This window comes from Pseudomonas sp. KH_017 (assembly GCF_057840285.1).
On record NZ_CM174509.1, the window covers coordinates 4,474,948 to 4,501,330 of the forward strand.

Genomic DNA, 26,383 nt, shown 5'->3' on the forward strand with positions numbered 1-26,383 from the left:
CTTATTCCTGATCCAGGTCGGCGCTTTTCTGCGCGATGGCCATGGCCGTGAGGATTTTTCTGTAGCCGGTGAATTCGTTGCGCGCATGCACGCTGAGGATGTTGTCGAGCAGCACCACGTCGCCCTTCTCCCAAGCAAACTCGACCATCACCTCGCGGTAGATGCCTTGCAGGTGGCGGATCACATCGTCGGGAATCGGCGAGCCGTCGCCGAAGAAGGTGTTTTGCGGCAGGTCCTGCGGGCCGAATTCACGCAGCAGGTTGTCGCGGATGCTGTCCGGCAGGGTCAGTGCGTTGAAGAAAGTGCCGTGGTTGAACCAGATGCGCTCGCCGGTCAGTGGATGGCGCACGATGGCCGGGCCGTTTTGCCGCGTGCGCAGGCGGTTGCCCGACTTCCATTCCGCCTGGATGCCGATCTTGGCGCAGTACGCCTCGACTTCTGCGCGGTCCTCGCTCTGGAACACGGTCTGCCACGGCAGGCCCATGCCGTCACCGTAGTTGCGCACGTACTGAATGCGTTTGCGCTGGAATTCCTCGCGCACTGCCGGGTCGATCCGCGCCAGAATCCGGCGGGTATCGCCGAATGGCGTTTCACCGCCGGTGGCCGACGGCGTGTCGCAGTAGAAGTACAGGTGACGCGGGAACACCGGCGAGTACGAGTGTTCGTTGTGCGGGAAGATTTTTTCCGGCGCCGGGTAATCGGTGGAGCTGTAGATCTTGAACTGGCCGCTGATCTGGGTCCGTGGCGAGGCGCGGAACAGGTACTCCAGGGCACCGCCGGAAATTGCATCGACGCAGCGGTTGAACTCGCTGATGTCCGCCACCTGGAAGCCACGGAACAGGATCACCGCGTGTTCCAGCAGCTTGCTTTCGATCAGCGCGCGATTCTGGGCCGCCCACTCCACCAGGCTCACGCCGGACACGGCCGGACGGCACACCAGTGGCATGCTCAGGCCTTCGAACATTGGCGCAAAACTCACCAGCCGCGTCGGATCGGTGGACAGGCTTTTGCGGGCACCACGGCCCATCCTGGGCATGGACTTGGTCGTTGAAACGGTCATAAACCCCTCCAGAAAATGTTGACGGCGGCGCTCAGAGGCGCCGCCGACTGAATCAGTCCGCCGCGGATTGCGCTGCCGGCGCGCCACGGTTCGCCGAGCGACGCTTGATCGCCATGGCGCCGCCGAGCAAGGCCTTGCGTTGCTCGTTCAAGCGCGCATCGGCACGGCGCTGCACATCGGCCGCCAGGTCCAGCAACTCGCCGACCTGCAACCCGTCAGCGCGTATCAGCGCTTCGAGTACCGCCCGGATCTGCTCGAACAAGGACTCCAGCGTGCTCGGCAGGTACTGGCCCACTGGCGTTTCGAAACTCAAGTGGATGTGCTCGGCATCGTTGTAGAACGCGGCGACCATGCCGATCTCGGCGGCCTGACGCCCGGACGGGAAGTCCTCGACCTGCAGGCCCTCCATCGACGGCAGGCGACCGACGCCTTCCTGATAAATCAGCTTGATGTCGAACAGCGGCGAACGGCCGGCCCGGCGTGGCAGGCGCAAGGCTTCCACCAGACGCTCGAACGGCAGGTCCTGATGGTCCGAAGCCTCCAGCACCGCCCGGCGACAAACCTCCAGCAACTGCGCCGCCGACTGCTCGGCATCGACCTCCACTTGCAGTACTAATTGGTTAACGAAGAAGCCGACCATTTCTTCAAGCTCGGCTTGATTTCGGTTGGCGATATCGGTGCCGATGCGCACCCGACTGACCTCGGTACGCTGGCGCAGGACCAGGGTGAATCCGGCCAGAAGCAGCATGAACAGCGACAGATCGCACTGTTGGGCAAAGTCGCGCAACTGCTGGCTGAGTTCGCCGCTGAAGGTGAAATGGGCGCTGGCACCTTCCTGCGCCGCGCGCCCGTCACCATCGGCGGGCAACTCCAGTACCGCCTGTGGCTCGGCAAGGCGCCGCTGCCAGTAGTCGAGTTGGCGCTGCAACTCGCCGCCCTGCTCCAGCCACTGGCGCTGCCATTTGGCGAAGTCGGCGTACTGCACGCTGTGCGCCGGCAGTTGCGGGGTCTGGCCACGGTTGAGGGTTGGATAGAGCGTGACGAATTCATTGATCAGCACGCGGAACGACCAGTCATCGGCGACGATGTGATGCACGGTCAGCAACAGCACATGCTGGTCATCCGCGACCCGCAGCACCCGCACCCGCAGCAACGGACCGTGGCGCAGGTCGAATGGCCGGGCGATTTCCTCGCGGGCCAGTTGCTGCGCTTCGACGTCCGGCGCCGGCCGATGCCGCAGGTCGCTGGCCTCGAAGCTCAACGGCAATTGCCCGTGGACCCGCTGCCAGGCCTGGCCGTCTTCTTCGTAAAAGGTGGTGCGCAATACGGCGTGACGCTGCACCAGGGTTTCGAAAGTTCGGCGCAGGGCTTCGAGGTTCAACTCGCCGCGCAGGCGCAAGGCACCGGGCATGTTGTACATCGAACTGTCCGGCTCCAGATTCCACAGGAACCACAGGCGCTGCTGGGCAAAGGACAACGGCTGGCGTTCGCCTGAGGTGTCCGCCACCAGCGCCGGGCGTTCACAGCTGTGTTGCAGCGTTTGCACCTGAGCGGCGAAATCCTCGAGGCGCGGATGTTCGAACAGGCTGCGCAGACTCACCGACAGGCCCAGGCGCTGGCGGATCTGCGAGACGATTTGCGTCGCCAGCAACGAATGCCCGCCCAGTTCGAAGAAGCTGTTTTCCCGGTCGACGCGAGTGACCTGCAACACCTGCCGCCAGATCTGCGCCAGTTCGATTTCCAGTGCGCCTTGGGGTGCGCTGCCGACTTCGGCCTCCCAGACCTGCGGGGCCGGCAACGCGGCGCGATCGAGTTTGCCGTTGCGGTTGAGCGGCAATGAGGCCAGCAACACCAGTTGCGCCGGCAGCATGTAGTCCGGCAGGCGCTCGCCCAAGGCGCGGCGTACGGTGTCGGTGAGTTGACGCGCATCAGCGTCCAGCCATTCATCTGAGGCCGGCACCACATAGCCGATCAATTGCTTGCCGCCGACGCCTTCGTGCACCAGCACTGCGGCTTCGCTGATCATCGGCAAGCCTTGCAGATGCGCTTCGAGTTCTCCAAGTTCGACCCGGAAACCACGGATTTTCACCTGATGATCGATGCGCCCCAGGTACTCCAGCGCACCGTCCTCGCGATAGCGAGCCAGGTCGCCGCTGCGGTACAGCCGCGCACCCGGTGTGCTGGAAAACGGATCGGCGATGAAGCGCTCGGCGCTCAAGCCCGGTCGCTGGTGATAACGCTGGGCAAGGCCGGCGTCGCCACCGATGCACAATTCACCGACGCAGCCGGTCGGCAGCAGGTGGCCTTCGCTGTCCAGCACATACAGCGCACGCCCCGGCAACGCTTTGCCGATGGGCACGCCAAGGTGATTGCGGGTATCGGCCAGCGTGCACTCATGGGTGCTGGACACCACCGTGGCTTCGGTCGGCCCGTAGGTGTTGAGCAGGCGCACATCGCCCAAACCGGCGGTGTGCCACAGCTTCAGGCCTTCCAGCGACATGGCTTCACCGCCGACGTGGACCTGACGCAAGCGCCCCTTGTTCCGCTGCGGTTGCGCGGCCCACTCCTGAGCCAGCAGGAACCAGTAGGCCGCCGGCAAATCCGCCAGGGTCACGCCCTGTTCGATGATCTGGCGATAGAGGGTGTCGGTGTCCCACAGTTCATCGTCGCGCATCACCAGCGCCGCGCCCACGCACAGTGGCGGGTAGCACTGCTCGACAAAGCCGTCGAAGCTGAACGTGGCGAATTGCAGCACGCGGTCTTGCGCGGTGAGTTGTGAATAGTCCGCCGCGATCACGCAAAACTCGCGCAGTGCGGCATGGGCCAGGCACACGCCTTTCGGCCGTCCGGTAGAGCCAGAGGTGTAGATCAGATAGGCGAGGTCTTCGGCGCTGGCGAGGTTGACCAGGTTGTCGGTGCAATACCCGGCGTCTGCCCCCGGCTCCAGCGCCAGGCGCGGCAAACCTTGCGGCAACGCTACATCGGCCAGCAGGCCCGGTTGCGCCAGCAGCAGGTCCATGCCGCTGTCTTCGATCATGTAGGCCAGGCGTTCGGCCGGGTAGTCCGGGTCCAGCGGCACATAACCGGCGCTGGACTTGAGGATCGCCATCAGGCTGACGATCATCTGCGCATTGCGCCGCACCGACAGACCCACCCGCTGCCCCGGCGCCACACCCTGGGCGCGCAGGCGATGGGCGAGCTGGTTGGCCTGGGTGTTGAGTTGGGCGTACGTCAGGCGTTCGTCACCGACCATCACCGCCAACGCATCGGGGGTGCGGGCCGCTTGTTGCTCGAAGCGCTGATGGGCCAGCAACGGACTGTCCAGTTGTGGTGCCGGTGGACGCGAGCCGCGTATTACCTGGGCTTGGGTCTGAGCGTCCAGCAGGCTGACGGCACCGAGCGCCTGTTGTGGCTGGGCAACAAATTGCGCCAGCACATACAGCAGGCTGGCGCCCAACTGGCTGATCTGCTCCGCGCTGAACCGGGTGCGGTCGAAACTGAAATCCAGTCGCAACGTGGCGCCGACTTCAATACCCAGGGTCAGCGGGTAACTGGTGATTTCGTGATTGTGCAGCGCGCCGAAGGTCAGGCCCGCCGGCGCTCCTTGCTTGAGGGCTTCGGCCACCGGGAAGTTCTCGAACACCAGCAGGCTGTCGAACAGCGCCCCCTGTTGCCCGGCCCAGCCCTGAATATCGTACAGCGGCACGTGTTCGAACTCGCGCAGGCTCAGGTTCAGGGCTTGCAGGTCGTTGAGCCACCGGGCCACCGACTGCCCTGCCTGCGGCGCGGCGATGATCGGCAAAGTGTTGATGAACAGCCCCAACTGCTGTTCGATGCCCGGCAACGGCGCGGAGCGTCCGGCTATCGTTGCGCCGAACGCCACACAGGACTGGCCGGTGTAGCGCTGCAACAGCAGGCCCCAGGCGCCTTGCAGCAAGGTGTTGAGGGTGATTTTCCGCTGGCGGGCGAAATCGCTCAGGCGCTCTAGTGCGGCGCTTTCAAGGCTCAATTGATGTTCGCCCATGCCGTGCCCCTCGGCGGGCGCAGGCAAGGCTTGCGCCAACAGCGTCGGCGTTTCCAGCGGCGCCAGCGCCTGTTTCCAGAACTGCTCGGCGGCCAGCAGCGGCTGCTGTTGAATCCAGCCCAGGTAGTCGCGGTATTGCCCCAACGGCCTGGCCAACGTCTGGCCGGCATAGTGCTGGATCACTTCGCCGAGCAACTGGGCGTTGCTCCAGCCGTCCATGAGGATGTGATGGCTGGTATGGATCAGGTGCCAGTCTTCACTGCCCCGACGCACCAGCAGCAGGCGGAACAACGGCGCGGCGCTGAGTTCGAAGCCACGGCTGCGCTCCTCGGCGGCCAGTGCATCGAGGTCGACGTCGGCCGCTTCGATCACTTGCAGTTGCAGGTCGATCTGGCGATGAATCACCTGATGCGCGCACTCGAGCCCCAGCCAGTGGAAGCTGCTGCGCAGGATGTCATGCCGGTTGATCGCCGCCTGCCAGGCCCGGCCGAATGCCGCCAGCTCCAGGCCCTGAATGTCCAGGCGCAGTTGATTGATGTAGGCCTCGGCCTGGGGTTCGTACAGGGTGTGGAACAGCATGCCCTGCTGCATCGGCGTCAGCGGGTAAACGTCCTCGATGGCCGGCGCCGCAACAGGCAAGGCATCGAGTTGTGCCTGGGTGATGCGCGCCAGCGGGAAGTCCGACGGCGTGACCTGGCCTGCCACGGTCGAGCAGCAATGTTCGATCAGCGTCTTGAGTTCTTCGGCGTAGGCATCGGCCAGTCGTTGCACTGTGGACTCGGCAAACAGGTCACGGCTGAAGCCCCATTGCAGCGAGAGCTGCCCGCCATACACCTGGCCCTCCACGGTCAGCCAGTTGGCCAGCGGCGCATCGTCGCCCTGGGCCTGGCCGCCGCTTTCCGGGGCCGGGACGAACAGCGCGGCGTCGTCGAACTGACGGTCGAACTGCCCCAGGTAGTTGAAGGTGATCCGAGGCGCCGGCAGGTCTTGCAGGGCCTGACGCTGTGCCGGTTCACCGAGATAACGCAGCAAGCCGTAGCCCAGGCCTTTGCCGGGAATGGCGCGCAGTTGTTCCTTGATCGACTTGATCGAGTTTGCCACCTCGGCCTCGGGTTGCAGGCGCACTGGAAACAGGCTGGTGAACCAGCCGACGGTGCGGCTCAGGTCGAGGTCGTCGCCCAGGTCTTCGCGGCCGTGGCCTTCCAGCTGGATCAGCGTCGAGCCCTGCCCGCTCCAGCGGCAGATGACCCGCGCCAGCGCCGTGAGCAACAGATCATTGACCTGGGTGCGATAGGCCGCCGGGGCCTGTTGCAGCAACAGGCGGGTCAGTTCGGCGTCCAGTTTCGACTCGATCTTTTGCCCGTGGCGCTGCTGCAAACTGCCCTGGGGGTTGTCACACGGCAGGTCCCGGGCATCCGCCAGTTGCGCCTGCCAGTACGGCATTTGCCCAGGCACGGTGCCGGCATGCTGTTGCAGTTGCGCGGCCCAGGCCTGGTAGGCGCTGGTTTTCTCGGGCAGCGCCACTTGCCGATAAGCCTGCTGCAAGTCTTCGAGCAATACCCGCCACGACACCCCGTCCACCGCCAGGTGATGGACCACCAGCAGCAGGCGCTGGCTGCCGTCGTCGAGGCTGACCAGCAAGGCACGCAGCAGCGGCCCGCCGGCCAGATCGAGGCTGCGTTGCGCCTCATCGCACAGGGCGGTCAAGGCTTCGCTCGAAAATGCCCGACGCTGCCACAATCCAGCTGACTCGACTGGCGCTGCATGGTGCTGCTGCCAGCCTTCGGGGCCGTCTTCGGAGCCGTCGATAAAGCGCAGGCGCAAGGCGTCGTGGTGGTTGATGACGGTAACCAACGCCCGCTCCAACGCTTCAGGATTCAACGCTTCCCGGGGCGTCAGCAGCAGCGACTGGTTCCAGTGCCGGCGCTGGGCGATGGCCTGTTCGAAGAAGTAATGCTGCGCCGGGGTCAGGATCACTTCGCCACTGACCGGGCCTTGATCGATGCTGCTGTGGCTGTCGAACGCCGCGACCAACGCCAGGCTGCGCACAGTCTGGTACTGGAACAGGTCGCGCGGGCTGAGGCGAATGCCGGCCTGACGGGCACGGCTGACCACCTGGATGGAAATGATCGAGTCGCCGCCAAGTTCGAAGAAATTGTCTTCAAGCCCCACGGGGCCCGCGCCCAATACGTCCTGCCAGATCTGCGCCAGCGCGGTCTGCAGCGCATCCTGCGGCGCGACGAATGCCTGTTGCGGCACGGCGTCGGGTGGCGGCAAGGCCTTGCGGTCGAGCTTGCCGTTGGCGGTCACCGGCAAGGCGTCCAGCGGCATCAGGTAGGTGGGCACCATGTATTCCGGCAGGCTGCCGAGCAACCAGGCCTTGAGGGTTTGCGGCCACTGCGGGTCGGCATCGGGATTTTCCAGCACCAGATACGCCACCAGATGCTTGCCGCCCTGCACCAGCACCACGGCCTCACGCACCAGCTTATGCTGCATCAGGCGGGTTTCGATTTCCCCCAGCTCGATGCGCAGGCCGCGCAATTTGACTTGATGGTCGAGGCGCCCGAGGTATTCGATCACCCCGTCGGCACGCTGCCGAACGCGGTCGCCGGTGCGGTACAAGCGCGCGCCGTCATGGAAGGGGCACGGCACGAAACGCTCGGCGCTGAGCGCCGGACGCCGGTGATAACTGCGCGCCAGCCCGGCGCCACCGAGGTACAACTCCCCCGCCACGCCGGCCGGAACCGGGAGCAATTGCGCATCCAGCACATGGGTGCGCAGGTTGGCGATGGGCCGGCCGATGGGCACGCTGTCGGCGCCTTCGTCGATGCAGGTCCAGTGGGTGACGTCGATGGCCGCCTCGGTCGGGCCGTACAGGTTGTACAACCCGGCGCCCGGCAGCTTTTTGAACACCTGCAATTGGGCATCCAGCGGCAAGGCTTCACCGCTGCAGACGATGCGCTTGAGGGCGGTGCAAGCCCCGACACCCGGTTCGTGGATGAACGCCTGCAGCATCGACGGCACAAAGTGCAGCGTACTGATGCCGTGGTCATCGATCAGGCGGATCAACTGCGCCGGTTCACGGTGCGCCCCCGGCGGCGCCACCACCAGGCGCGCGCCGGTCATCAGCGGCCAGAAGAATTCCCACACCGACACGTCAAAACTGAACGGGGTTTTCTGCAACACCGAGTCGCTGCCATCCAGCCCGTAAGCCTGCTGCATCCAGCACAAGCGGTTGACCAGCGCGGCGTGACTGTTGCCGGCGCCTTTGGGCTTGCCGGTGGAGCCGGAGGTGTAGATCACGTAAGCCAGGTTCAGCGGATGCACTTCAACCTGCGGGCAAGACTCACTGTAGCGGTCTAGCCAGTCTTGCTCCTGATCCAGGGCGATGACCTTGACGCCCTCGGTGGGCAGTGCGCCGAGTAAAGTGCTTTGGCTGAGCAACAAACCAATCGCGCTGTCTTCGATCATGTAGGCCAGGCGTTCGGCCGGGTACTCCGGGTCCAGCGGTACGTAGGCACCACCGGCCTTGTGAATCGCCAGCAGGCCGATGACCATTTCCAGCGAACGCTCGACGCAGATCCCCACCAGCACATCCGGGCCGACACCCTGCTCGCGCAAGCAGTGCGCCAGTTGATTGCTGCGGGCATCGAGTTGCCCGTAGCTGAGCTGACGATCGCCAAACACCAGCGCCGACGCGTCGGGGGTGCGTCGGGCCTGGGCCTGGATCAGCTGGTGCATGCACTGCTCGACCGGATAGGCCTCGGCGGTGCGGTTCCAGTCCTGCACCAGCACTCGCTGCTCATCCGCCGTCAGCATCGGCAACTCGCCGATTTTTTGCGTCGAGTCGTCGACAATCGCCTGCAACAGGCGCGTCCAGTGCCCGGCCATGCGCGCAATGGTATCGGCCTCGAACAGGTCGTTGGCATAGGTCAGCGCGGCGTGCAGCTTGCCGCCCTTCTCCCAGGTGTCGAGGGTCAGGTCGAACTGGGTGGTGCGGCTTTGCCAGTCGATGCTGTCCAGTTCCAGGCCGGACGCTGTGCTGACCGAAGCCATGTCGGCCACCTGCGGCTGGTGGTTGTACATCACCTGGAACAACGGCGTGTGGCTGAGGCTGCGTTCCAGTTTCAGCGCTTCGACCAGACGCTCGAACGGCAGGTCCTGATGGGCCTGGGCGCCGAGGGCGGTTTCCTTGATGGCGCGCAGCAGGTCGTCGACCCGGGTCTGGCCGTCCAGTTGCGTGCGCAGCACCTGGGTGTTGACGAAGAAGCCGATCAAGCCTTCGATTTCCGCGCGGTTGCGGTTGGCGATGGGCACGCCGACGCGGATGTCGGTTTGCCCGGTGTAGCGATGCAGCAACGCGTTGAAGGCGCCGAGCAACAGCATGAACAGGGTGATGTTGTGCTTCTGCGCGGTGCTGCGCAGTTGCTCGGCCAGTTGCGCCTCGACCGCGAATTCATAGCGAGTACCGCGATAACTCGACATCGCCGGGCGCGAATGATCCAGCGGCAATTCCAGCACCGGGTGTTCGCCACCCAATTGCGCCTGCCAGTACGTCAGTTGCCGCGCCTGCTCGCCCGCCTCCAGCCAGCGGCGCTGCCACAGGGCGTAGTCGCTGTACTGGATCGGCAATGGTGCCAACTGCGGTTGTGCGCCCGCATCGAAGGCGTCGTAGCAGCGGATGAATTCGTCGATCAGCACGTTCATCGACCAGCCGTCGGAGACGATGTGGTGCAGGGTCAGCAGCAGGACATGTTCCTGCTCGGCGAGCTTGAGCAAGGTGATCCGCAGCAGCGGACCGGTCGACAGATCGAACGGCAGAACTGATTGCTGTTCGGCGGTTTCAGCCACTGCACCTTCGCGCTCATTGGCAGGCAATGCGCTGAAATCCACCTGTTCGATGACCAGCGGCGCAGCGGCCGGCACTTGCTGCAAGCTGTCATCGGCCTGACGCTGGAACACCGTGCGCAGTGTTTCATGCCGCGCCACCAGGCTGGCGAATACCTGTTCCAGCGCCGACAGGTTCAGGCGACCAGTCAGCCGCACCGCGCCCGGCAGGTTGTACGCGCCGCTGTGGGGGTCCAGTTGCCAGAGAAACCACATGCGTTGCTGGGCGTACGACAGCGCCTGGCGATCCTCGGCCTCGATGCCGGCCGGAATCGGGAAACGGGCGAAATCCACGTCCTCCTTGTGCAAGGCCGCAAGGAACATCTGGCGCTTTTCCAGGGGCAACCCGATAAACCGGCGAGCAAGTTTCAAGGAGTCTTCAGCATTCATCTATCGGCATCCGCATCAGTAGGCAGCAGGCGCAAAGGCGCGTCGTGCCTATAAAACGAATGCAGGCGGGAAAAATTAGCGGATGGGAACAAGTATCAGGAGGGAGGTAAAACACGAAAAAGCGCGGTTGTTGCAGTTCAAAATGTGGGAGCGGGCTTGCTCCGGGCGGCGCTCCGACGAAGGCGGTGGGTCAGTCACATGCATAGCGTCTGATACACCGCTTTCGCGAGCAAGCCCGCTCCCACAGGGATCGGGTGAAATTTGGGAGTGGTGTTAACTCACGGCAGCCATGGAAAGCCGCCGATGATGCACCTCAAGCTGATCCTTGATCACCCGCAGCACCTTCGCTTCCTGCTCATGGATGAAGAAGTGCCCGCCCGCCAGCATGTCCACCGAAAAACTGCCGCGGGTTTCCTGGCTCCAGCCGATCAACTGTTCGGCGGTGGCGCGATCGGTCTTGCCGCCGAGCACGTGCACCGGGCACTTGAGCAACGGCCGCTGCACCGGTTCGAAACGTCCGCACAGCAGGAAGTCCGCGCGCAGCACCGGCAGGGTCAGGCTCATCAACTCTTCGTTGGCCAGGATCTCTTCGCTGGTGCCGTTGAGGGTGCGCAGTTGCTCGATCAGTTCGGCGTCGGTCTTGGGCTGGGCAAAGCCCCGGTCGTAGTCGGCGCGCAGGGTCGGCGCGGCGGTGCCCGAGGCGAACAGCGCTACCGGTTCCGGGCAACCCAGCGAGCGAAACGCGTGGGCCATCTCGCAGGCCAGCAGCGCGCCCATGCTGTGCCCGAACAACGCGTACGGCGCCTTGAGCGTGGCTTTCTGTTCCTGGGCCAATTGCAGCGCCAGGCGGCGCATGTCGGTGTGCAAGGGCTCGCCGTACCGCGCGCCGCGCCCCGGCAGTTCCACCGGTTGCAGCGTGAGCCACTGCGGCAGCTTGCGCCGCCAACGGCTATAGACCATGGCACTCGCGCCCGAATAGGGCAGGCACAGCAATGTCAGCGGGGTCACCGGGTTTTCCTCGAGAGTTGTCTGCTTGGAGAACGGATGAGGTGCCCAAAGAATTAGCCATACGAATAACCCTGTGGGAGCGGGCTTGCTCGCGAAGGCGGTGTGTCATGCAACATTGATGTCGACTGACACGACGCCTTCGCGAGCAAGCCCGCTCCCACAGGTAAATCTTCATTTCAGATGGCGATAACTCGGGATCGCCGAACCGAGCACCACCGCCCCCGCCGCAATCGCCAGCCAGAACCCGCTGCGTGCGCCGAAGGCGTCCACCAGCCAGCCGGAGCCGGCGGCGCCGATCGCCACGCCGATGCTCAGGCCGGTGACCAGCCAGGTCAGGCCTTCGGTGAGTTTGGCCGGCGGTACGATCTGCTCCACCAGGGCCATGGCGACAATCAGCGTCGGGGCAAAAAACAGGCCGGCGACAAACACCGCCAGGGACAAGCCGAAAATGTTCGTCGCCAGCAGCAACGGCAAGGTGGTCACCGCCGTCGCTACCCCGCCGTACAGGAACAGGCGCGCCAGCGGCACTTTCGAGCGCAATGCGCCGAACGCCAACCCGGCCAGGCACGAGCCGATGGCATACACCGACAGCACGATGCTCGCCGCCGCCGGTTGGCCCTGGTGTTGCGCGAAGGCGACGCTGACCACGTCCACCACGCCGACGATGGTGCCCATGGCCACCATCAACAGCATCAGCAGCTGAATGTCGCGAGAGCGGATGATCGAGCCTTGATGGTGTTCTTCATGGGGATGCACCGGCGGTTCCGTGCTGCGCTGCAAGACGAACGCGGTGACGCCGATGGCCAGCGCCAGCAAGGCCGCCAGCGGCCCGGCCTCGGGGAATGCCACCACGCACAGCCCCACCGACAGTGGTGGCCCGACGATGAAACAGACTTCGTCCAGCACCGACTCCAGGGCGTAGGCAGTCTGCAACTCGGGGCGGCCGCGATACACCTCGGTCCAGCGCGCACGGACCATCGCCGACATGCTCGGCATGCAACCGGCCAGCGCGGCGAAGAAAAACAGCATCCAGTGCGGCGCCTGCAATCGCGTGCACAGCAACAGCAGCAACAGTGCCCCACCGCCCAGCAACGCCGCCACCGGCAGAATCCGCCCCTGGCCATAGCGATCCACCAGCCGCGAAACCTGCGGCGCACAAAAGGCCGTGGCCAGGGCGAACGTAGCCGCCACCGCGCCGGCCATTGCGTAGCCACCCTGCAACTGCGAAAGCATGGTGATCAGGCCGATGCCGGTCATGGAAATCGGCATGCGCGCGATCATTGCGGCCAGCACGAATGCGCTACTGCCGGGGGCTTTGAACAACTCGCGATAGGGGTTTGCCATGGGACGGGTCTCATCAGGGGACTGCACGTTGCCATAACGGCTGATTGTGGGGGAAGCGTGGAATTGTTGGTTGAATGTGAAGGCCCCTTCGCGAGCAAGTCGGATCGCCGCACCGCCGCTCCCACAGTTGATTTGTGTACGCCGTCCAATGTGGGAGCGGGCTTGCTCGCGAAGGGGCCAGCTAAACCACCACAACCACCCCGCCAAATGAACTCTCGGCCACCCAAACCAGTCAGCTGATTAGGCCTCAGGTTCCCGGAGTTTCGCGACAATGGTTGATCCCCCCGAACGCCAAAGCCCCATCGACGCCCACGGCATCATCGGCGACATGCGCAGTGCGGCGCTGGTCAACGACAAGGGCAGCGTGGATTTTTTCTGCTGGCCGGAGTTCGACAGCCCGTCGATCTTCTGCTCGCTGCTGGACACCCCCGAGGCGGGGATTTTCCAGTTGTCACCGGACTTGCCCGACGCCCGCCGCGAACAAATCTACCTGCCCGACACCAATGTACTGCTGACCCGCTGGCTCAGTGATCGCGCCGTGGTCGAAGTCACCGACCTGCTGCCCGTCGGCGACACCGAGGATGACTTGCCGTTGCTGATGCGGCGGGTCCGAGTGGTCAGCGGCCGCGCCACCTTCCACATGTGCTGCGCCGTGCGCCATGACTACGCCCGCGCCCACACTCGCGCACGCCAGAACAAACAGGATGTGGTGTTTGAGGCTGACGGCCAACCGACTCTGCGGCTCTCTGCGGATCAGGCATTGCGCATCGACGCCAACGTGGCGGTCGCCGAGTTCACCCTCGAACAAGACCAGACCGGTCAGTTCCTGCTCGGCGCCCTCGACGATCCGCGCTTCAAGGAAGGCGCTGCGCAACTGTGCCTGGAGCGCACCCTGAAGTTCTGGCGCGACTGGATCGGCCAGTCCAACTACCGCGGCCGCTGGCGCGAAATGGTCAACCGCTCGGCCCTGGCGATGAAGCTGCTGACCTCGCGCAAACACGGCGCCATTCTCGCCGCCGCCACCTTCGGCCTGCCGGAAAGCCCGGGTGGCGCACGCAACTGGGACTATCGCTTCACCTGGACCCGCGACGCCTCGTTCACCGTCTATGCGTTCATGCGCCTGGGCTTCGTCGAAGAGGCCAACGCCTACATGCGCTGGTTGCGCGGGCGGGTCAGCGACTGCCGGGGCAAGCCGATGAAACTCAATATCCTGTATGCCATCGACGGTCGCCAGGAATTGCCGGAGATCGAGCTGACACACCTGTCCGGTCATGCTGGCGCACAACCGGTGCGCATCGGCAATCAGGCCTACGAACAGGTCCAGCTCGATATCTTTGGCGAGTTGATGGACGCGATTTACCTGGTCAACAAATACGGCGAAGCCATCTCCCATGAAGGCTGGAAACACACGGTGGAGGTGATCGATCAGGTTTGCGAAACCTGGGAGCAAAAGGATGTCGGGATCTGGGAGATGCGCGGCGCGCAATACCATTTCCTGCATTCACGGCTGATGTGCTGGGTCGCCTTGGACCGCGCCATCCGCCTCGCTTCAAAACGCTCGCTGCCGGCACCCTTCGCGCGTTGGGACCAGACCCGCCAGGCGATCTACGCCGACATCTGGGAGAACTTCTGGTGCGAGGAACGCGGACATTTCGTCCAGCACATCGGCGGCACCGGCCTGGACGGTTCGATGCTGCTGATGCCACTGGTGCGTTTCGTCAGCGCCCGCGACCCGCGCTGGCTGGCGACCCTGCGAGCCATCGAAAAGAGCCTGGTGCGCGACGGCATGATCTACCGCTACCGCAACGACGACAGCCAGATCGACGGCCTGCCCGGCAGCGAAGGCGCCTTCGCCGCCTGCTCGTTCTGGTACGTCGAATGCCTGGCCCGCGCCGGCCAACTCGACAAGGCCCACCTGGAATTCGAACAACTGCTCAGGTACGCCAACCCGCTGGGGTTGTATGCCGAAGAGTTCGACAGCCATGGGCGGCACATGGGCAACACGCCGCAGGCATTGACGCATCTGGCGTTGATCAGTGCGGCGTGCTTTCTGGATCGGAGGTTGAGTGGGGAGAAGGTTATTTGGCAGCCGTGAATACAGGTAAACAATATTCGAACTCAGGCAGAAGGTGGTTCAAGACACCACTGGATCTACGCCAGCACTGACCGAAAACCGCTCCCGATAGGCCTGTGGCGTCACGCCCATGGCCCGCAGGAAGCTGCGGCGCAGGGTTTCTTCGCTGCCGAAGCCGCATTGCACCGCCACCCGCTTGATCGGCACGCCGGTATCGCTGAGCAAACGCCGCGCGGTTTCGACGCGGATCAGTTCGATGGCCCGGGCCGGGGTCTGGCCGGTGTCGGCGCGGTAGTGGCGCACGAAGCTGCGTTCGCTCATGCCGGCCTGCAAGGCCAGGGTCGGGATGCCAAGGTCGTGGGTCAGGTTTTCGCTGATCCAGGCATGAAGTTCGTCGAAACGGTTGCCTTCCTGTTGCAGTGACAGGGTCACGCTGAATTGCGACTGGCCACCCGGACGCTTTAAAAACACCACCAGTTGCCGGGCGACTTCGAGGGCCATGCTGCGCCCGAGGTCTTGTTCGACCATGGCCAACGCCAGGTCGATGCCGGCGGTCACCCCGGCCGAGGTCCAGACCGGGCCGTCGTTGATGAAGATCGGGTTGGGCTCGACGTGCAATTGCGGGTGCTGCTGCGCCAGTTGCTCGCAACGGGTCCAGTGGGTGACCACGCGCCGGCCGTCGAGCCAGCCGCTGGCTGCCAGCAGGAACGCGCCGGTGCACACCGAGGAAACGCGCCGGCAACCACGGGCATGTTCGCGCACCCAGGCGACCAACGGCGCATCTTCAGCCGCTGCGTAAACACCCCAGCCACCGGCGATGATCAGGGTATCGGTGCCCTCCTCCGGTAACGGTTCGGCCAACAGCGCCAAGCCCGCCGACGACATCACCGCCCCGCCGCCGCTGGCAATCACCGTCGGCGCGTAGGGTGGCGGCAGGCCTTGCTGGCGGGCTATGTCGTTGGCCGAAGCGAATACCTGCAACGGCCCGGTGACGTCGAGCAATTGCACGTTGGCGAAAGCGAGCACATGGATGGTTTTCGACATTTGGCGTAATTCGTGGGGATATTGGCGTATGCGCCAAAGCCTACGAGCCTAAAGTCAAACCGTCCACCCACTTCACGAGAAAAACACCATGACGTTGCAGATCGGTTTTCTGTTGTTTCCACAGGTCCAGCAACTGGACCTGACCGGCCCTTACGACGTACTGGCCTCGCTGCCGGATGTGAAAGTGCATCTGATCTGGAAAGACCTGATGCCGGTCACCGCCAGCACCGGCCTGCTGTTGAAACCCACCACCACCTTCGACGATTGCCCGGCACTGGATGTGATCTGTGTGCCCGGTGGCAGTGGCGTCGGCCCCTTGATGGAAGATGACCAGACCCTGGACTTTCTCAAGGCCCAGGCCGCCAACGCCCGCTACATCACTTCGGTGTGCACCGGCTCGCTGGTGCTGGGCGCGGCGGGATTGCTCAAGGGCAAACGCGCCACCACTCACTGGGCGTATCACGAATTGCTCAAGCCGCTGGGCGCAATTGCGGTGCAAGACCGCGTGGTTCGCGACGGCAATCTGTTGACCGGTGGCGGTATCACCGCCGGTATCGACTTCGCCCTGACCCTGGCCGCCGAGCTGTTCGACCAGGCCACCGCCGAGCTGGTGCAGCTGCAACTGGAATACGCCCCGGCCCCGCCGTTTAGCGCGGGCAGCCCCGAGACGGCCCCGGCCAGTGTGCTGGAGGAGGCTCGCCAACGGGCTACCGGCTCGTTGAAACTACGGGCGCAGATCACCGAGCGCGCGGCGGCGAAACTCGACCGACAGTGAAGAAATGGCGGCGGGAACCCGGTTCCTGCCGCCAGGACCTTTCATGCGCTCACAAAAAAACCCGCCGAAGCGGGTTTTTCCAAGACCATGACGACTCCTTGTCGTAGCGTTCCTTGCAGATGGTCGATCATCCATGATCCTGAGCACATCCTGTGCTTCAGTGGGTGAGGCGAGAATACGCATCGGATCCAATTTGTAACAGGCGACATTGCTACCATCGCGTGTAAGACATTCGCTATAAACCGCCTTCCGAAACCCTTGAACGCCTCAGGTTTCGAGCCGACTTCCGCCACTCTGTTGCTCGTGGGACTTGGCATTGTCGATCAAAAACTGCTCGATATTGTTCATTTGCTCTTCCCAACCACGACTGTCCATGCGGAAAGCCCTCTCGCGACGGGCCTGGGGAACGTGATCGAAACCGGACTCGGAGACCCTGAGCAACGTGCCGTCGTCCATGTCTTCGAGCTCGAATTTCACCAGTGTGGTGGGCTCCTGGGAGTAATCGACTTCCGGGTTCACGGCATAAGGGTGCCAGCGAAACGAAAACAACCGCTCCGGCTCGACCCGCTCTACCAGTACATTCCAGCGCAAATGCTCATAACCGGGATAGGTAATCTGCCCCTGGGTCCACTCGCCGGCCACAAAACGCTTGCCTTCCAGTGCCACGCCAAACCACTGTCCGAACAATTCGGCATTGGCCAGCACACGCCAGACCTGTGAACGCTTGGCCTTGAGCAGGATTTTCCTTTCAATGCGATCAGATGCTGGGTTCATAAGTCACCTCCTGTACATGAACAGTAGGTCAGTAAGAGCACAAGACCAACCCTAAAGTTGTACCAATCGGGATGTGCAATCAACCATACCTGAGATATTCGGTTGCATTTACGACAATAAGTTCTGGAGCGGGAGAATAGTCAGAGAATCGAAACTGCTAACGTTCTCCATCGAAATCTTCCCCTGAAAGGAGTCAGCCATGAATAAACTGCGCGGCAGTTGCCTGTGCAAGGCCATCGAATACCAACTCGATAGCCTCGACATGCCCATCAGCCATTGCCATTGCCAAACCTGTCGCAAGGCTCACGCGGCGGCTTTTGCATCGACCGCCGGGGTCATGCGCGAGCATTTTCGCTGGACCAAAGGCCAGGATCGCCTGAGCCGCCATGAATCGTCGCCGGGCAAGATTCGGTATTTCTGTTCGGCCTGCGGTTCACACCTGATAGCTGAACGGCCGACCCAGCCGCACGTGATCGTTCGGGTGGCGACACTGGATACCGATCCGCAGATGACGCCCCAGGCGCATATCTGGACGGCCCATGACGTGCCATGGCTGGAATACGATTCGGTGGAAAAGCACGCGCAATGGCAAGCGTAGCGGGCTGAATGCCCCTCGGCGCTACACTGCATCTCTCTTTCGGTCACAGCGAACACTCCAGCATGAAACCACGCTTACTATTGGCGCTGACGCCCCTGATGTTCACCTCCATGGCGTTCGCCGTGGACTGCGACAATGCCAGCGACCAGGCGACGATGAACCAGTGCGCGGCGCAGCAGAATGCGGCCGCCGACAAGGAATTGAATGCGCTGTACCAGCAGATCACTTCGCGACTCAAGAGCAACCCGGACAGCAAGAAGCAGCTGATGGGTGCGCAGCGGGCGTGGGTTGCGTTCCGCGATGCCGAGTGCAAGTTCTCGGCGTCCGGGGTGGAAGGCGGGAGTGTGTATCCGCTGATCTACAGCAACTGCACCACGGAGCTGACCAAGGCACGGGTTCAGACTTTCAAGCAGTACTTGAAGTGCCAGGAGGGGGATTTGAGTTGTCCGGTGCCGGGGGTTTGAGTGTTGCAGTGTTTTTGAGGGCCTCATCGCGAGCAAGCTCGCTCCCACAGGGTTCGGGGGTGTTCACACAATAGTGGTCACACTGAAAATCCACTGTGGGAGCGGGCTTGCCCGCGAAGGCGTCAGTTCAGGCGCCGCAATTACCGGACAAAAATCTGCGCCGTGGTAATCGCCATGTCTCCGCCCGGCAACTTGATGCTGCCCGTTTGCTTGAGGCTGTCGGCATCAAAGATCGCCACGTCGTTGAAGGTCCCCGCCAGGTAGATCTTGCTGCCGTCCTTGTTGAAGGAAATGCAGTAGTAGGAATGATCCAGCGTGGCGGACTGGAGCATTTTCTTCTGCTTGATGTCGTACTTGGCCAGGCGGTTGAGCACGCCAAACATCAGGTTCGGGTCCTTGGGCGAGCGCATGCCGCTGAAGTAGATTTCGGTCAGAGGGCCGAAGTCGGTGGTTTCGGTCTTGCCGGTCTTCAGGTCGATACTGAACAGGCCGTACAGGTATTCGGCGGTGGCCGGGTCCTGTTTCTTGTCCTTGAACTTCGCCGCGGTGTACAGCAGCGAGAAGTCATGCCGGTAAGTCTGCTGGTTCCACACGTAGAGCACGTCCGGTGCGCTGTAGTTCGGGCGTTTCCAGTGACGGCTGGGGATCAGCACGTCGAACTTGCCGGTTTGCACATTGACCTTGTAGACGTCCGCCCCGGCCACGTACAGCGTGCCGTCGTCACCGCTCTGCATGATGGTCAACTGGCGCGGCGCCGGGAAACTGCGCACAGGCTTGGCGTCCATGCCAGCGTCGGTTTTGTACACGTCGAGCCGGGGCTGCTGCACTTCGTAGCGATCGCTCATCATCAGCGTCGGGTTGGCGACGGTGTACAGCTCCTTGCCGTCGTGGCTGAGGGTAAAGGCGAACATCGACTTGGCCTTCTCCCCCGGCTTCTGGGTGATGCTGGCGTGGAACACCTGCTTGCAGTTGTCCAGTTCGACGCCGTAGACATCCGCATAGTGGTTGTTCAGCACGTAGGCGGTCTTGCGGTCCGGCGACAATTGCACGGTGCCGGGGCCGAAGGCGTCGGGCATCTTGCAGGTCTTGAACAGGGTGTCGGTGGCCAGGTCGATCACGTGCAGGTTGTTCGGGTAGTTGGTGGTCAACATGTATTCGTGACCGACTTGCAGCGCGGTGTTTTCATCGGCCAGAACACTGACAGAACAGCTGCTCAGGACGGCGAACGCGGCCAGGCCGCAGGCTTTGATGTTGTGCATGCTGGAATCCTTCTTCTGTGATCACTTGTCTTTGGGGAAGACAGTGCCGAGGTTGCGCCAGTTGTCGTTGGACGCCTGGGCATCCTTGTTCCAGTCCGGGTAGGTGCTCATCATGTCGGGCACCTGGGCCGGCCACCAGCAGGGGTCGGAGCAACCGTAGAGGTCGGCCTCCATCGGCTGGCACAGCGACGACACACCGCCGAACGCATCGATTTCCCAGCCCGGGTCGGTGGTCGAGGCACAGCCCGCCACGGAACTCATGGCCACCACTTCCTCTATGCGGTTTTCATCCGCGGCCTGATCCAGCTTCAACGCTTTGTTATTGATTGCCTTGAGATGTTTCATATCAGTGAGCCTTGCGCGGAGTGATGTAACTGCTGATGAACGCAGGGTTATTGGCCATGATCCGGGTGTAGACCTCGATGCCGAAGTCGACCCAATCACGCATCAGTTCGCAGTAGTGATAGGTCGGGTGGGTCGGGTCGCCGTAGCGGGCGTAGCTCTCGTGGTAGCAGCCGCCGGAACACAGGTTGCGGATCTGGCAGTCTTCGCAACCGGTGTTGGTGCGGTCCAGGCGCTGGGACAGGAAGTCGTTCAACTCCACCTGTTTCACACCGCTGTGGACGTTGCCGAAGGTCGGCAGGCTCGAACCGGTAAAGCGGTGGCACAGGTTCAGCTCGCCCTTGTGATCCACCGCCAGCATCTTCAGGCCCGCGCCGCATGGCAGGGCTTTCTTGTGGCCTTCGTGGATGTCGGTGATGAGTTGGTGCAGGTTGGAGAAACCGATGTTGCGGTGCTCCAGCGCCGCTTCCAGGTAACGACGACCGAGGGCCTTCATGTTGGCGAACACCTGCACCAGTTCATCGCTGGTGAGGTTGAAGCTGCTGATGTCGCCGGAGGTCACCGGGGCAAAGCCGACTTCGGCAAAACCCAGTTCGTTGAACAGGTGATCCCAGATGGTTTCGACGTCGGTCACGCCGGTGGTCAGGGTCACCCGGGCGCCCACCGGACGGCTGTTGTAGCGCGACAGCAGCATCTCGGCCTTGCGCCGCACCACGTCATAGGTGCCCTGCCCGCCCACGGTGATGCGGTTGCGGTCGTGCACGGTCTTCGGCCCGTCGATGCTGACCGACAGCCCGAAACGGTGGGCATTGAGGTAGTCCACGGTTTCTTCGGTGAGCAGCGTGGCGTTGGTGGTCATGACGAATTCGACGAACTTGCCCGCCTCGCGAAAACGCTTCTCACAGTAGTCGACCATGTACTCGATCAGCTTGCGGTTGCTCAGCGGTTCGCCGCCGAAGAACACCACGGTGAAACGCTCTTCGTCCGGGGATTCGCGCAGCAGCATTTCCACCGAGGCGATCGCCGTTTCGACGTCCATCTTTTTGCCCGCCGACGGCTTGTCGAGGTCTTCCTTGTAGCAATACGTGCAGCTCAGGTTGCAGCCGGTGTTGACGTTGAGCACCACGGTATTGATCGCCGTGCGCTCAACGCGCTTGGTGGCGATGTCCGGGGTCAGCGGCGACCCGTCGCTGACCAGTTCCAGGGCCATCAGCTCGCGCAGGGTCTCGGTGATTTCCTCGCCATTGAACCGCGCGGCCAGGCGCTGGATCAGGTCGTCCGAGGAACAACCGGGCCCGCGCAAGGTATCGATGATGGTGCCCGTCAGTTCATCGCTGGCGAACAGCGAACTGCTGGGGATGTGAAACAGCATGCGGTCGGCATCGACCTGCACTTCGTGCAGGTTGCGTTCGACCAGATTCAAGATAGCGCCCATAACCAACCTCCTGTGCAGGCCCCGCTTGGCGGGGCTTGCGGTCATTCCGAAAAGTGTCTGTAGCCTTGAAGCTGTGTTAAGCCAAGGACAGCCAACTCATGGAATGGGTGGATTGTTCCAGCGTTGCACGGTCACGATCATGTGGCCTTCGCCGGTCAGGGATTTCCCTGCGTCGTCGACGGCGGCGATCACCTTGAGGTTGCCGGCATTGTTGGTGGACATCTTGCGTGCCGGGTTCGGCCCGGCATCGCCCGGGGTGAACACGCCGGTGTCGGCCTGCATGGTGCCGGCGAACTTGACGTCTTCGTCTTCCTTGGCGCGGTCGTCGAAGGCCTCGACTTTCCACTGCGCCGGGAACACGCCGATGCGATACGGCTTGCCGTCAGCGCCCTTGCCCCAGGCTTCCGCGTCGAAACGGCCCTGGACTTTCGGCGTCGAACCACCGCCCTCGCCGATCCGCGCCACCGAGAATTCCGGCACAACCTTGACCGAGGCGATCTTGCTGTATACCGACAGGCTTGGGCCTTTCAACGCGCCGACGCTGACCGCGCGCACGCCCGGTTGGGCATTGGCCGCAGCCTTGAGCTTGACCTTGATCCGCTCGGGGCTCTGCTCGACCACTTCGAGCACTTCCACGCCTTTGCCGAAGTCCGGCTTGCCGGTCAGGCCGCTGCCGATCAGGGTCACTTCGGTTTCGCTGCCGGCCTTCAGATAACCCGGCTGCACCGCCAGCAAACGGTTGGAGCCTTGCTTGGCGGCGACGAAGTCCAGGCCGCGCTCGTCATGCTCGGCCTCGAACATCCGGCCCTGCATCGCATTGCCCCGGGCGGCGAACACCTGGCGCATGGTCACGCCATCGATGGTCACGTTGCCGCGCCATTCGTAGCCGGTGTAGAGAATCGCACTGCCGTCGCCATTGAACGGGCTGCCGTCGGCGTACTGGCCTTTGACGCTGACCTTGAAGGTGTCACTGCCATCGGCACTCACGGTCATGACACCGGCCAGCTCACCCTTGCCCGGCAAGTGGCCGCTGAAGCTCCAGTCGCCCACCAGGGCTTCGGCTTTCGGCGCCGCGCTCTGCCATTTTTTCCAGGCCGGATTGTCCAGCGGATAACGCTTGGCCAACAGCGGCACCATCTCTTTGCGGGCCATATCGAACCAGTCGCGGTCCCGGGACAGCGCCTGGTATTCCAGGGACGGCCATTGGCCGAGGTGGAAGTTCACCAGGCGTTCCCACTCCTGGGCCGGACGCCGTTGCAGGGCGACCCGCGCACCGGAGTGGCAGCGGCCGCACATCTGGCTGGTCTGGTCGTCGAACTGCTCGACGGTATTGAGCCGGCGCTCCAGCGCATAGCGCACGCCGTCGGTTTCGCTCGGCGCCAGGCCCTGGGTGTCGGCCAGGTACTTGACCAGCGTGCGACGGTCGTCATCGCTGATCTGCAAACCGTGCATGGTCTGCATCCGGGCGATGCTCATCAACCAGCCTTCCGGTGTTTTGCGCTGGTGGCTGATGCGGCTGAGGGCGTTATCGGCTTCGGGGGTGTGACAGCCCTGACAGGTTTCCTTGAGGATGGTCTGGGCGTCGCGGGCTGCCAGGCTATGAGGCGAATGCAGCGCTACACAAGCGGCTACGGCCAGCAGGCTGGCGCTCATGCCTGATCGGAGTTTTCTCTTCATCAACGTCGAACCTCGCACGGTGCGTTCTTATTGTTGTGGCTTATCGTTTTTATGGTTTCTGCCGCCAGCTTTGATCCGCTGACGGAGGCAAGAGAAACGTCTGCGATGAGCAATACACGGAGCGTGCCAGCTTATGAATACCTCTATGAATCAATGATTTGCCGCTTAATACCGGTTTTTTGCCAATGGCTGGATCTACGTTCCTCGTTTAATTTCGCGACAGCTGTTGCAACCTGAGACAAGCATAGTTCTGCTCTCTGTGGGAGATTCTATGGTTGAGGGGAAGCCCTCAACCTGCTTTCGGTTGGTATTCACCTTGCCCTTTCAGCAGTGCAAATACGATCCGGGCAAGTTTACGGGCCAAGATCACCAGTGCCTGCGTAGTACTGAACCCTTTAGCTCTTTGTTCTTGGTAAAAACCTTTCCAGGCGGCTGTGCGGCTGGCCGACATGGCAGCGTTGTGCAAAAGCCGACGCGCCTCCGGATCGCCTCGCTTTGTCAGGCTGCGGCGACCGTCTTTTTGTCCTGACTGCGATACCCGCAAATCCATCCCCAAAAACGCGATGAAGGCATCTGCATTTCTGAAATCGCCTCGCTGAAAGGCCGCGATCAAGCGGGCGCCAGTCAGAAAGCCAATACCTTCAACTTTCATGCAACGCTTCAACTGGGCAAGCAAGCCGGCCTCTTTCAGGCGGTCGTTGATCATTTTCTCGACCAGCCCTTCAAGCCTCTGCATGGAGGCCACTTGCTCGGCAAAAGCGGCTTTGAGCAGCGGTTCATTTGTCCAGCTCTGCACCAGGCCAACCCGCGCCTGAACCAGCGCCGCGCGCCGGCGGAAAAGGCTCAAGAGGCAGCGGTACAGCGGCGATGGCGGAATCCATGGATGGAGCTCTTCATACTCGTTCTTCAGATAACGAGCGAGCAACTTTGCATCCAGTGCGTCCGTTTTGGCGCGAACCTTCACACCTTTGCGGTAGTGACTCAGTTCATAGCCGCCGACCATGTAAATGGTGCAACCGGCCTCATGGGCCAGGTCGGCGAACTCCAGGTGATAGATATTGGTCGACTCAATCGCGACATCGACCGGTGCCGGCAAGGCTTTCAGCCATTTCTTGATGGCTGGCTTGTTATTGGGAAGCGTCTCAAGCAGATCCAGTTCGGCCTGATAGATCATCAATTCATTCTTGGCGACATCCACGCCCACGATTGGTTTGATAGCAGAAACCGGCATTGCCATTGAACATCCCCCGAGATATGGTTTTGAGCACTTGAAGGGCTCACCCAGAGGCGCAGGCTTGTTCCTATCGTCGGTCTAGCCAGATGCATTCTTTATCGGCGCTTGGGTGAAAGGAGGAGGGGCGAAATCTCCCACGGATCTGTACTGCGCTAACAGTCAGAATCGAGCCTTGTCCCTCCTCCTCCCTTCAAGTCCTAGCATACAAGCGAGCCTGCTCGCGATGGACGTCAACGATAACGCGGGGTGTCTGAATGCCTTGGTTGTCTGGAGGTTTTTCGCGAGCAGGCTCGCTCCTACAAGGGTGTACTGATGTCTCACGTCGTCGCAATTTGCGACGCTTGCCCACGCCGAGGCCATTCGAAAAACAACCTGCAAGCCCGCCCGTTCGGGCTCGAAACAAAGAAATCAACAACTGGCACAACCGTTGCGAAAGACCTCGCCACACGAACAAGACGAGGTCTCATCATGTCGCTCCCAAACCTGCTTCCCGCCACTTCGGCATTCATCCAGCGCGCCCCGCGCATGCTCATCGGCGGTGACTGGGTCGAGGCCGCCGACGGCCAGACCATGCCCCTGCACAACCCGGCCACCGGTGAGGTGTTGTGCGTGGTACCACGGGCAACACCGAAGGATGTCGACCGCACGGTACTCGCCGCCCGCCAGGCGTTCGACGATTCAGCCTGGACCCGCACCCGTCCCCGGGAGCGGCAGAACCTGCTGTGGAAACTCGCCGACCTGATGCAGCGCGACGCCGAACTGCTGGCGCAGCTGGAATGCCTGAACAACGGTAAAAGCGCGGCGGTGGCCCAGGTGATGGACGTGCAACTGGCCATCGACTTCCTGCGCTACATGGCCGGTTGGGCGACCAAGATCGAAGGTTCTACGGTTGACGTGTCGGCACCGCTGATGCCCAACGACCAGTTCCACAGCTTTATTCGCCGCGAAGCGGTGGGCGTGGTCGGCGCCATCGTTGCCTGGAACTTCCCGCTGTTGCTGGCCTGCTGGAAACTCGGCCCGGCCCTGGCCACCGGTTGTAGCGTGGTGCTCAAGCCCGCCGACGAAACCCCGCTGACCGCACTGAAACTCGCCGAACTGGTGCTGGAGGCTGGTTACCCCGAAGGCGTGTTCAACGTGGTCACCGGCACCGGCATCACCGCCGGCTCCGCCCTGACTCATAACCCATTGGTGGACAAGCTGACCTTCACCGGCTCCACTGCGGTGGGCAAACAAATCGGCAAGATCGCCATGGATTCCATGACCCGGGTCACCTTGGAGCTGGGCGGCAAATCACCGACCATCGTCATGGCCGACGCCGACCTGAAAACCGCCGCGGCCGGGGCCGCCAGCGCGATCTTCTTCAACCAGGGTCAGGTCTGCTGCGCAGGTTCCAGGCTGTATGTACAGCGCAAGCACTTCGACAATGTGGTGGCGGACATCAGCGACATCGCCAACGCCATGAAACTCGGCAACGGCCTGGACCCGAGCGTCGACATGGGGCCATTGATCTCGGCGCGCCAGCAGGAGCGCGTCTACGGCTATATCGAAAAGGGCCGGGAAAGCGGCGCGACCATCGCCTGCGGCGGTGAGCAGTTCGGCCCGGGGTTCTTCGTCAAGCCGACGGTGATTGTCGACGTCGATCAGAAGCACTCACTGGTGCAGGAAGAAATCTTCGGGCCGGTGCTGGTGGCGATTCCGTTCGATGATGAGGCCGATGCATTGCGCATGGCCAATGACAGTCCGTATGGGTTGGGCGCGAGCATCTGGTCCAATGACCTGGCGGCGGTGCACCGGATGATTCCACGGATCAAGTCCGGGTCGGTGTGGGTCAACTGCCACAGCGCCCTGGACCCGGCGCTGCCGTTCGGCGGCTACAAGATGTCCGGGGTCGGGCGTGAGATGGGGTATGCGGCGATCGAGCATTACACCGAGTTGAAGTCGGTGTTGATCAAGTTGTGATTTGTAGCGTCCTTTAGGCCGCCTTCGCGGGCAAG

The 26,383-nt window shown here is 62.7% G+C and carries 16 protein-coding genes; 5 read left to right on the forward strand and 11 right to left on the reverse strand.

From position 1 onward, the window contains the following. Position 1: 1 nt before the first annotated feature. From AC3IT6_RS20330 to AC3IT6_RS20345, 4 genes are all read right to left on the reverse strand, one after another. The gene (locus AC3IT6_RS20330) at positions 2-1,060 is read right to left on the reverse strand and encodes a TauD/TfdA family dioxygenase (protein WP_489352303.1); all 1,059 of its coding nucleotides are present in this window, start codon (positions 1,058-1,060) and stop codon (positions 2-4) included. 52 nt (positions 1,061-1,112) lie between these two features. Continuing rightward, positions 1,113-10,361 (reverse strand): amino acid adenylation domain-containing protein, encoded by a 9,249-nt coding sequence (locus AC3IT6_RS20335; protein ID WP_489352305.1) that lies wholly within the window; start codon positions 10,359-10,361, stop codon positions 1,113-1,115. A gap of 273 nt (positions 10,362-10,634) precedes the next feature. Further along, a complete protein-coding gene (locus AC3IT6_RS20340; RefSeq protein WP_489352307.1) occupies positions 10,635-11,369 on the reverse strand; it encodes a thioesterase II family protein in 735 nt (244 codons plus the stop codon). A gap of 171 nt (positions 11,370-11,540) precedes the next feature. Further along, complete coding sequence (locus AC3IT6_RS20345) at positions 11,541-12,713, reverse strand: MFS transporter (RefSeq protein WP_489352309.1); 1,173 nt, start codon at positions 12,711-12,713, stop codon at positions 11,541-11,543. A gap of 271 nt (positions 12,714-12,984) precedes the next feature. Between AC3IT6_RS20345 and AC3IT6_RS20350 the strand changes: the two genes are divergently transcribed. After that, positions 12,985-14,808: a glycoside hydrolase family 15 protein gene (locus AC3IT6_RS20350; RefSeq protein ID WP_489352311.1), complete on the forward strand. Its 1,824-nt coding sequence runs from the start codon at positions 12,985-12,987 to the stop codon at positions 14,806-14,808. 39 nt (positions 14,809-14,847) lie between these two features. Here the strand turns inward: AC3IT6_RS20350 and AC3IT6_RS20355 are convergent, their stop codons facing one another. Further along, positions 14,848-15,831: a GlxA family transcriptional regulator gene (locus AC3IT6_RS20355; RefSeq protein WP_489352313.1), complete on the reverse strand. Its 984-nt coding sequence runs from the start codon at positions 15,829-15,831 to the stop codon at positions 14,848-14,850. 88 nt (positions 15,832-15,919) lie between these two features. On the opposite strand from AC3IT6_RS20355, the gene inhA reads away from it, so the two are divergent. Continuing rightward, on the forward strand, positions 15,920-16,606 hold the full coding sequence (gene inhA / locus AC3IT6_RS20360; protein WP_489352316.1) for an isonitrile hydratase: 687 nt from the start codon (positions 15,920-15,922) through the stop codon (positions 16,604-16,606). A gap of 267 nt (positions 16,607-16,873) precedes the next feature. Here inhA and AC3IT6_RS20365 read toward each other — a convergent pair whose 3' ends face one another. Continuing rightward, positions 16,874-17,380, reverse strand: coding sequence for an SRPBCC family protein (locus AC3IT6_RS20365; RefSeq protein ID WP_489352318.1), 507 nt, complete (start codon positions 17,378-17,380; stop codon positions 16,874-16,876). A 199-nt stretch (positions 17,381-17,579) separates the two neighbouring features. Between AC3IT6_RS20365 and AC3IT6_RS20370 the strand changes: the two genes are divergently transcribed. Further along, a complete protein-coding gene (locus tag AC3IT6_RS20370; protein ID WP_489352320.1) occupies positions 17,580-17,978 on the forward strand; it encodes a GFA family protein in 399 nt (132 codons plus the stop codon). A 62-nt stretch (positions 17,979-18,040) separates the two neighbouring features. Next, complete coding sequence (locus AC3IT6_RS20375) at positions 18,041-18,442, forward strand: lysozyme inhibitor LprI family protein (RefSeq protein WP_489352322.1); 402 nt, start codon at positions 18,041-18,043, stop codon at positions 18,440-18,442. Between the two features lie 140 nt (positions 18,443-18,582). Here AC3IT6_RS20375 and peaD read toward each other — a convergent pair whose 3' ends face one another. The 5 genes from peaD to AC3IT6_RS20400 all read right to left on the reverse strand — a co-directional run bounded on the left by peaD (position 18,583) and on the right by AC3IT6_RS20400 (position 24,392). Then, positions 18,583-19,701 carry a quinohemoprotein amine dehydrogenase subunit beta gene (gene peaD, locus AC3IT6_RS20380; RefSeq protein ID WP_489352324.1) on the reverse strand — a complete coding sequence of 373 codons (1,119 nt, stop codon included), beginning with the start codon at positions 19,699-19,701 and terminating at the stop codon, positions 18,583-18,585. Between the two features lie 21 nt (positions 19,702-19,722). Beyond that, a complete protein-coding gene (gene qhpC, locus AC3IT6_RS20385; protein ID WP_008016081.1) occupies positions 19,723-20,046 on the reverse strand; it encodes a quinohemoprotein amine dehydrogenase subunit gamma in 324 nt (107 codons plus the stop codon). Position 20,047: 1 nt separating this feature from the next. Beyond that, on the reverse strand, positions 20,048-21,478 hold the full coding sequence (gene peaB, locus AC3IT6_RS20390) for a quinohemoprotein amine dehydrogenase maturation protein (protein WP_008056152.1): 1,431 nt from the start codon (positions 21,476-21,478) through the stop codon (positions 20,048-20,050). Positions 21,479-21,574: 96 nt separating this feature from the next. Continuing rightward, on the reverse strand, positions 21,575-23,155 hold the full coding sequence (peaA, locus tag AC3IT6_RS20395) for a quinohemoprotein amine dehydrogenase subunit alpha (protein ID WP_489352327.1): 1,581 nt from the start codon (positions 23,153-23,155) through the stop codon (positions 21,575-21,577). Between the two features lie 289 nt (positions 23,156-23,444). Next, a complete protein-coding gene (locus tag AC3IT6_RS20400; RefSeq protein WP_489352329.1) occupies positions 23,445-24,392 on the reverse strand; it encodes an IS110 family RNA-guided transposase in 948 nt (315 codons plus the stop codon). Positions 24,393-24,857: 465 nt separating this feature from the next. Here AC3IT6_RS20400 and AC3IT6_RS20405 point away from each other — a divergent pair, with 465 nt between their 5' ends. Continuing rightward, positions 24,858-26,348 (forward strand): aldehyde dehydrogenase family protein, encoded by a 1,491-nt coding sequence (locus AC3IT6_RS20405; protein ID WP_489352331.1) that lies wholly within the window; start codon positions 24,858-24,860, stop codon positions 26,346-26,348. Positions 26,349-26,383 lie beyond the last annotated feature (35 nt).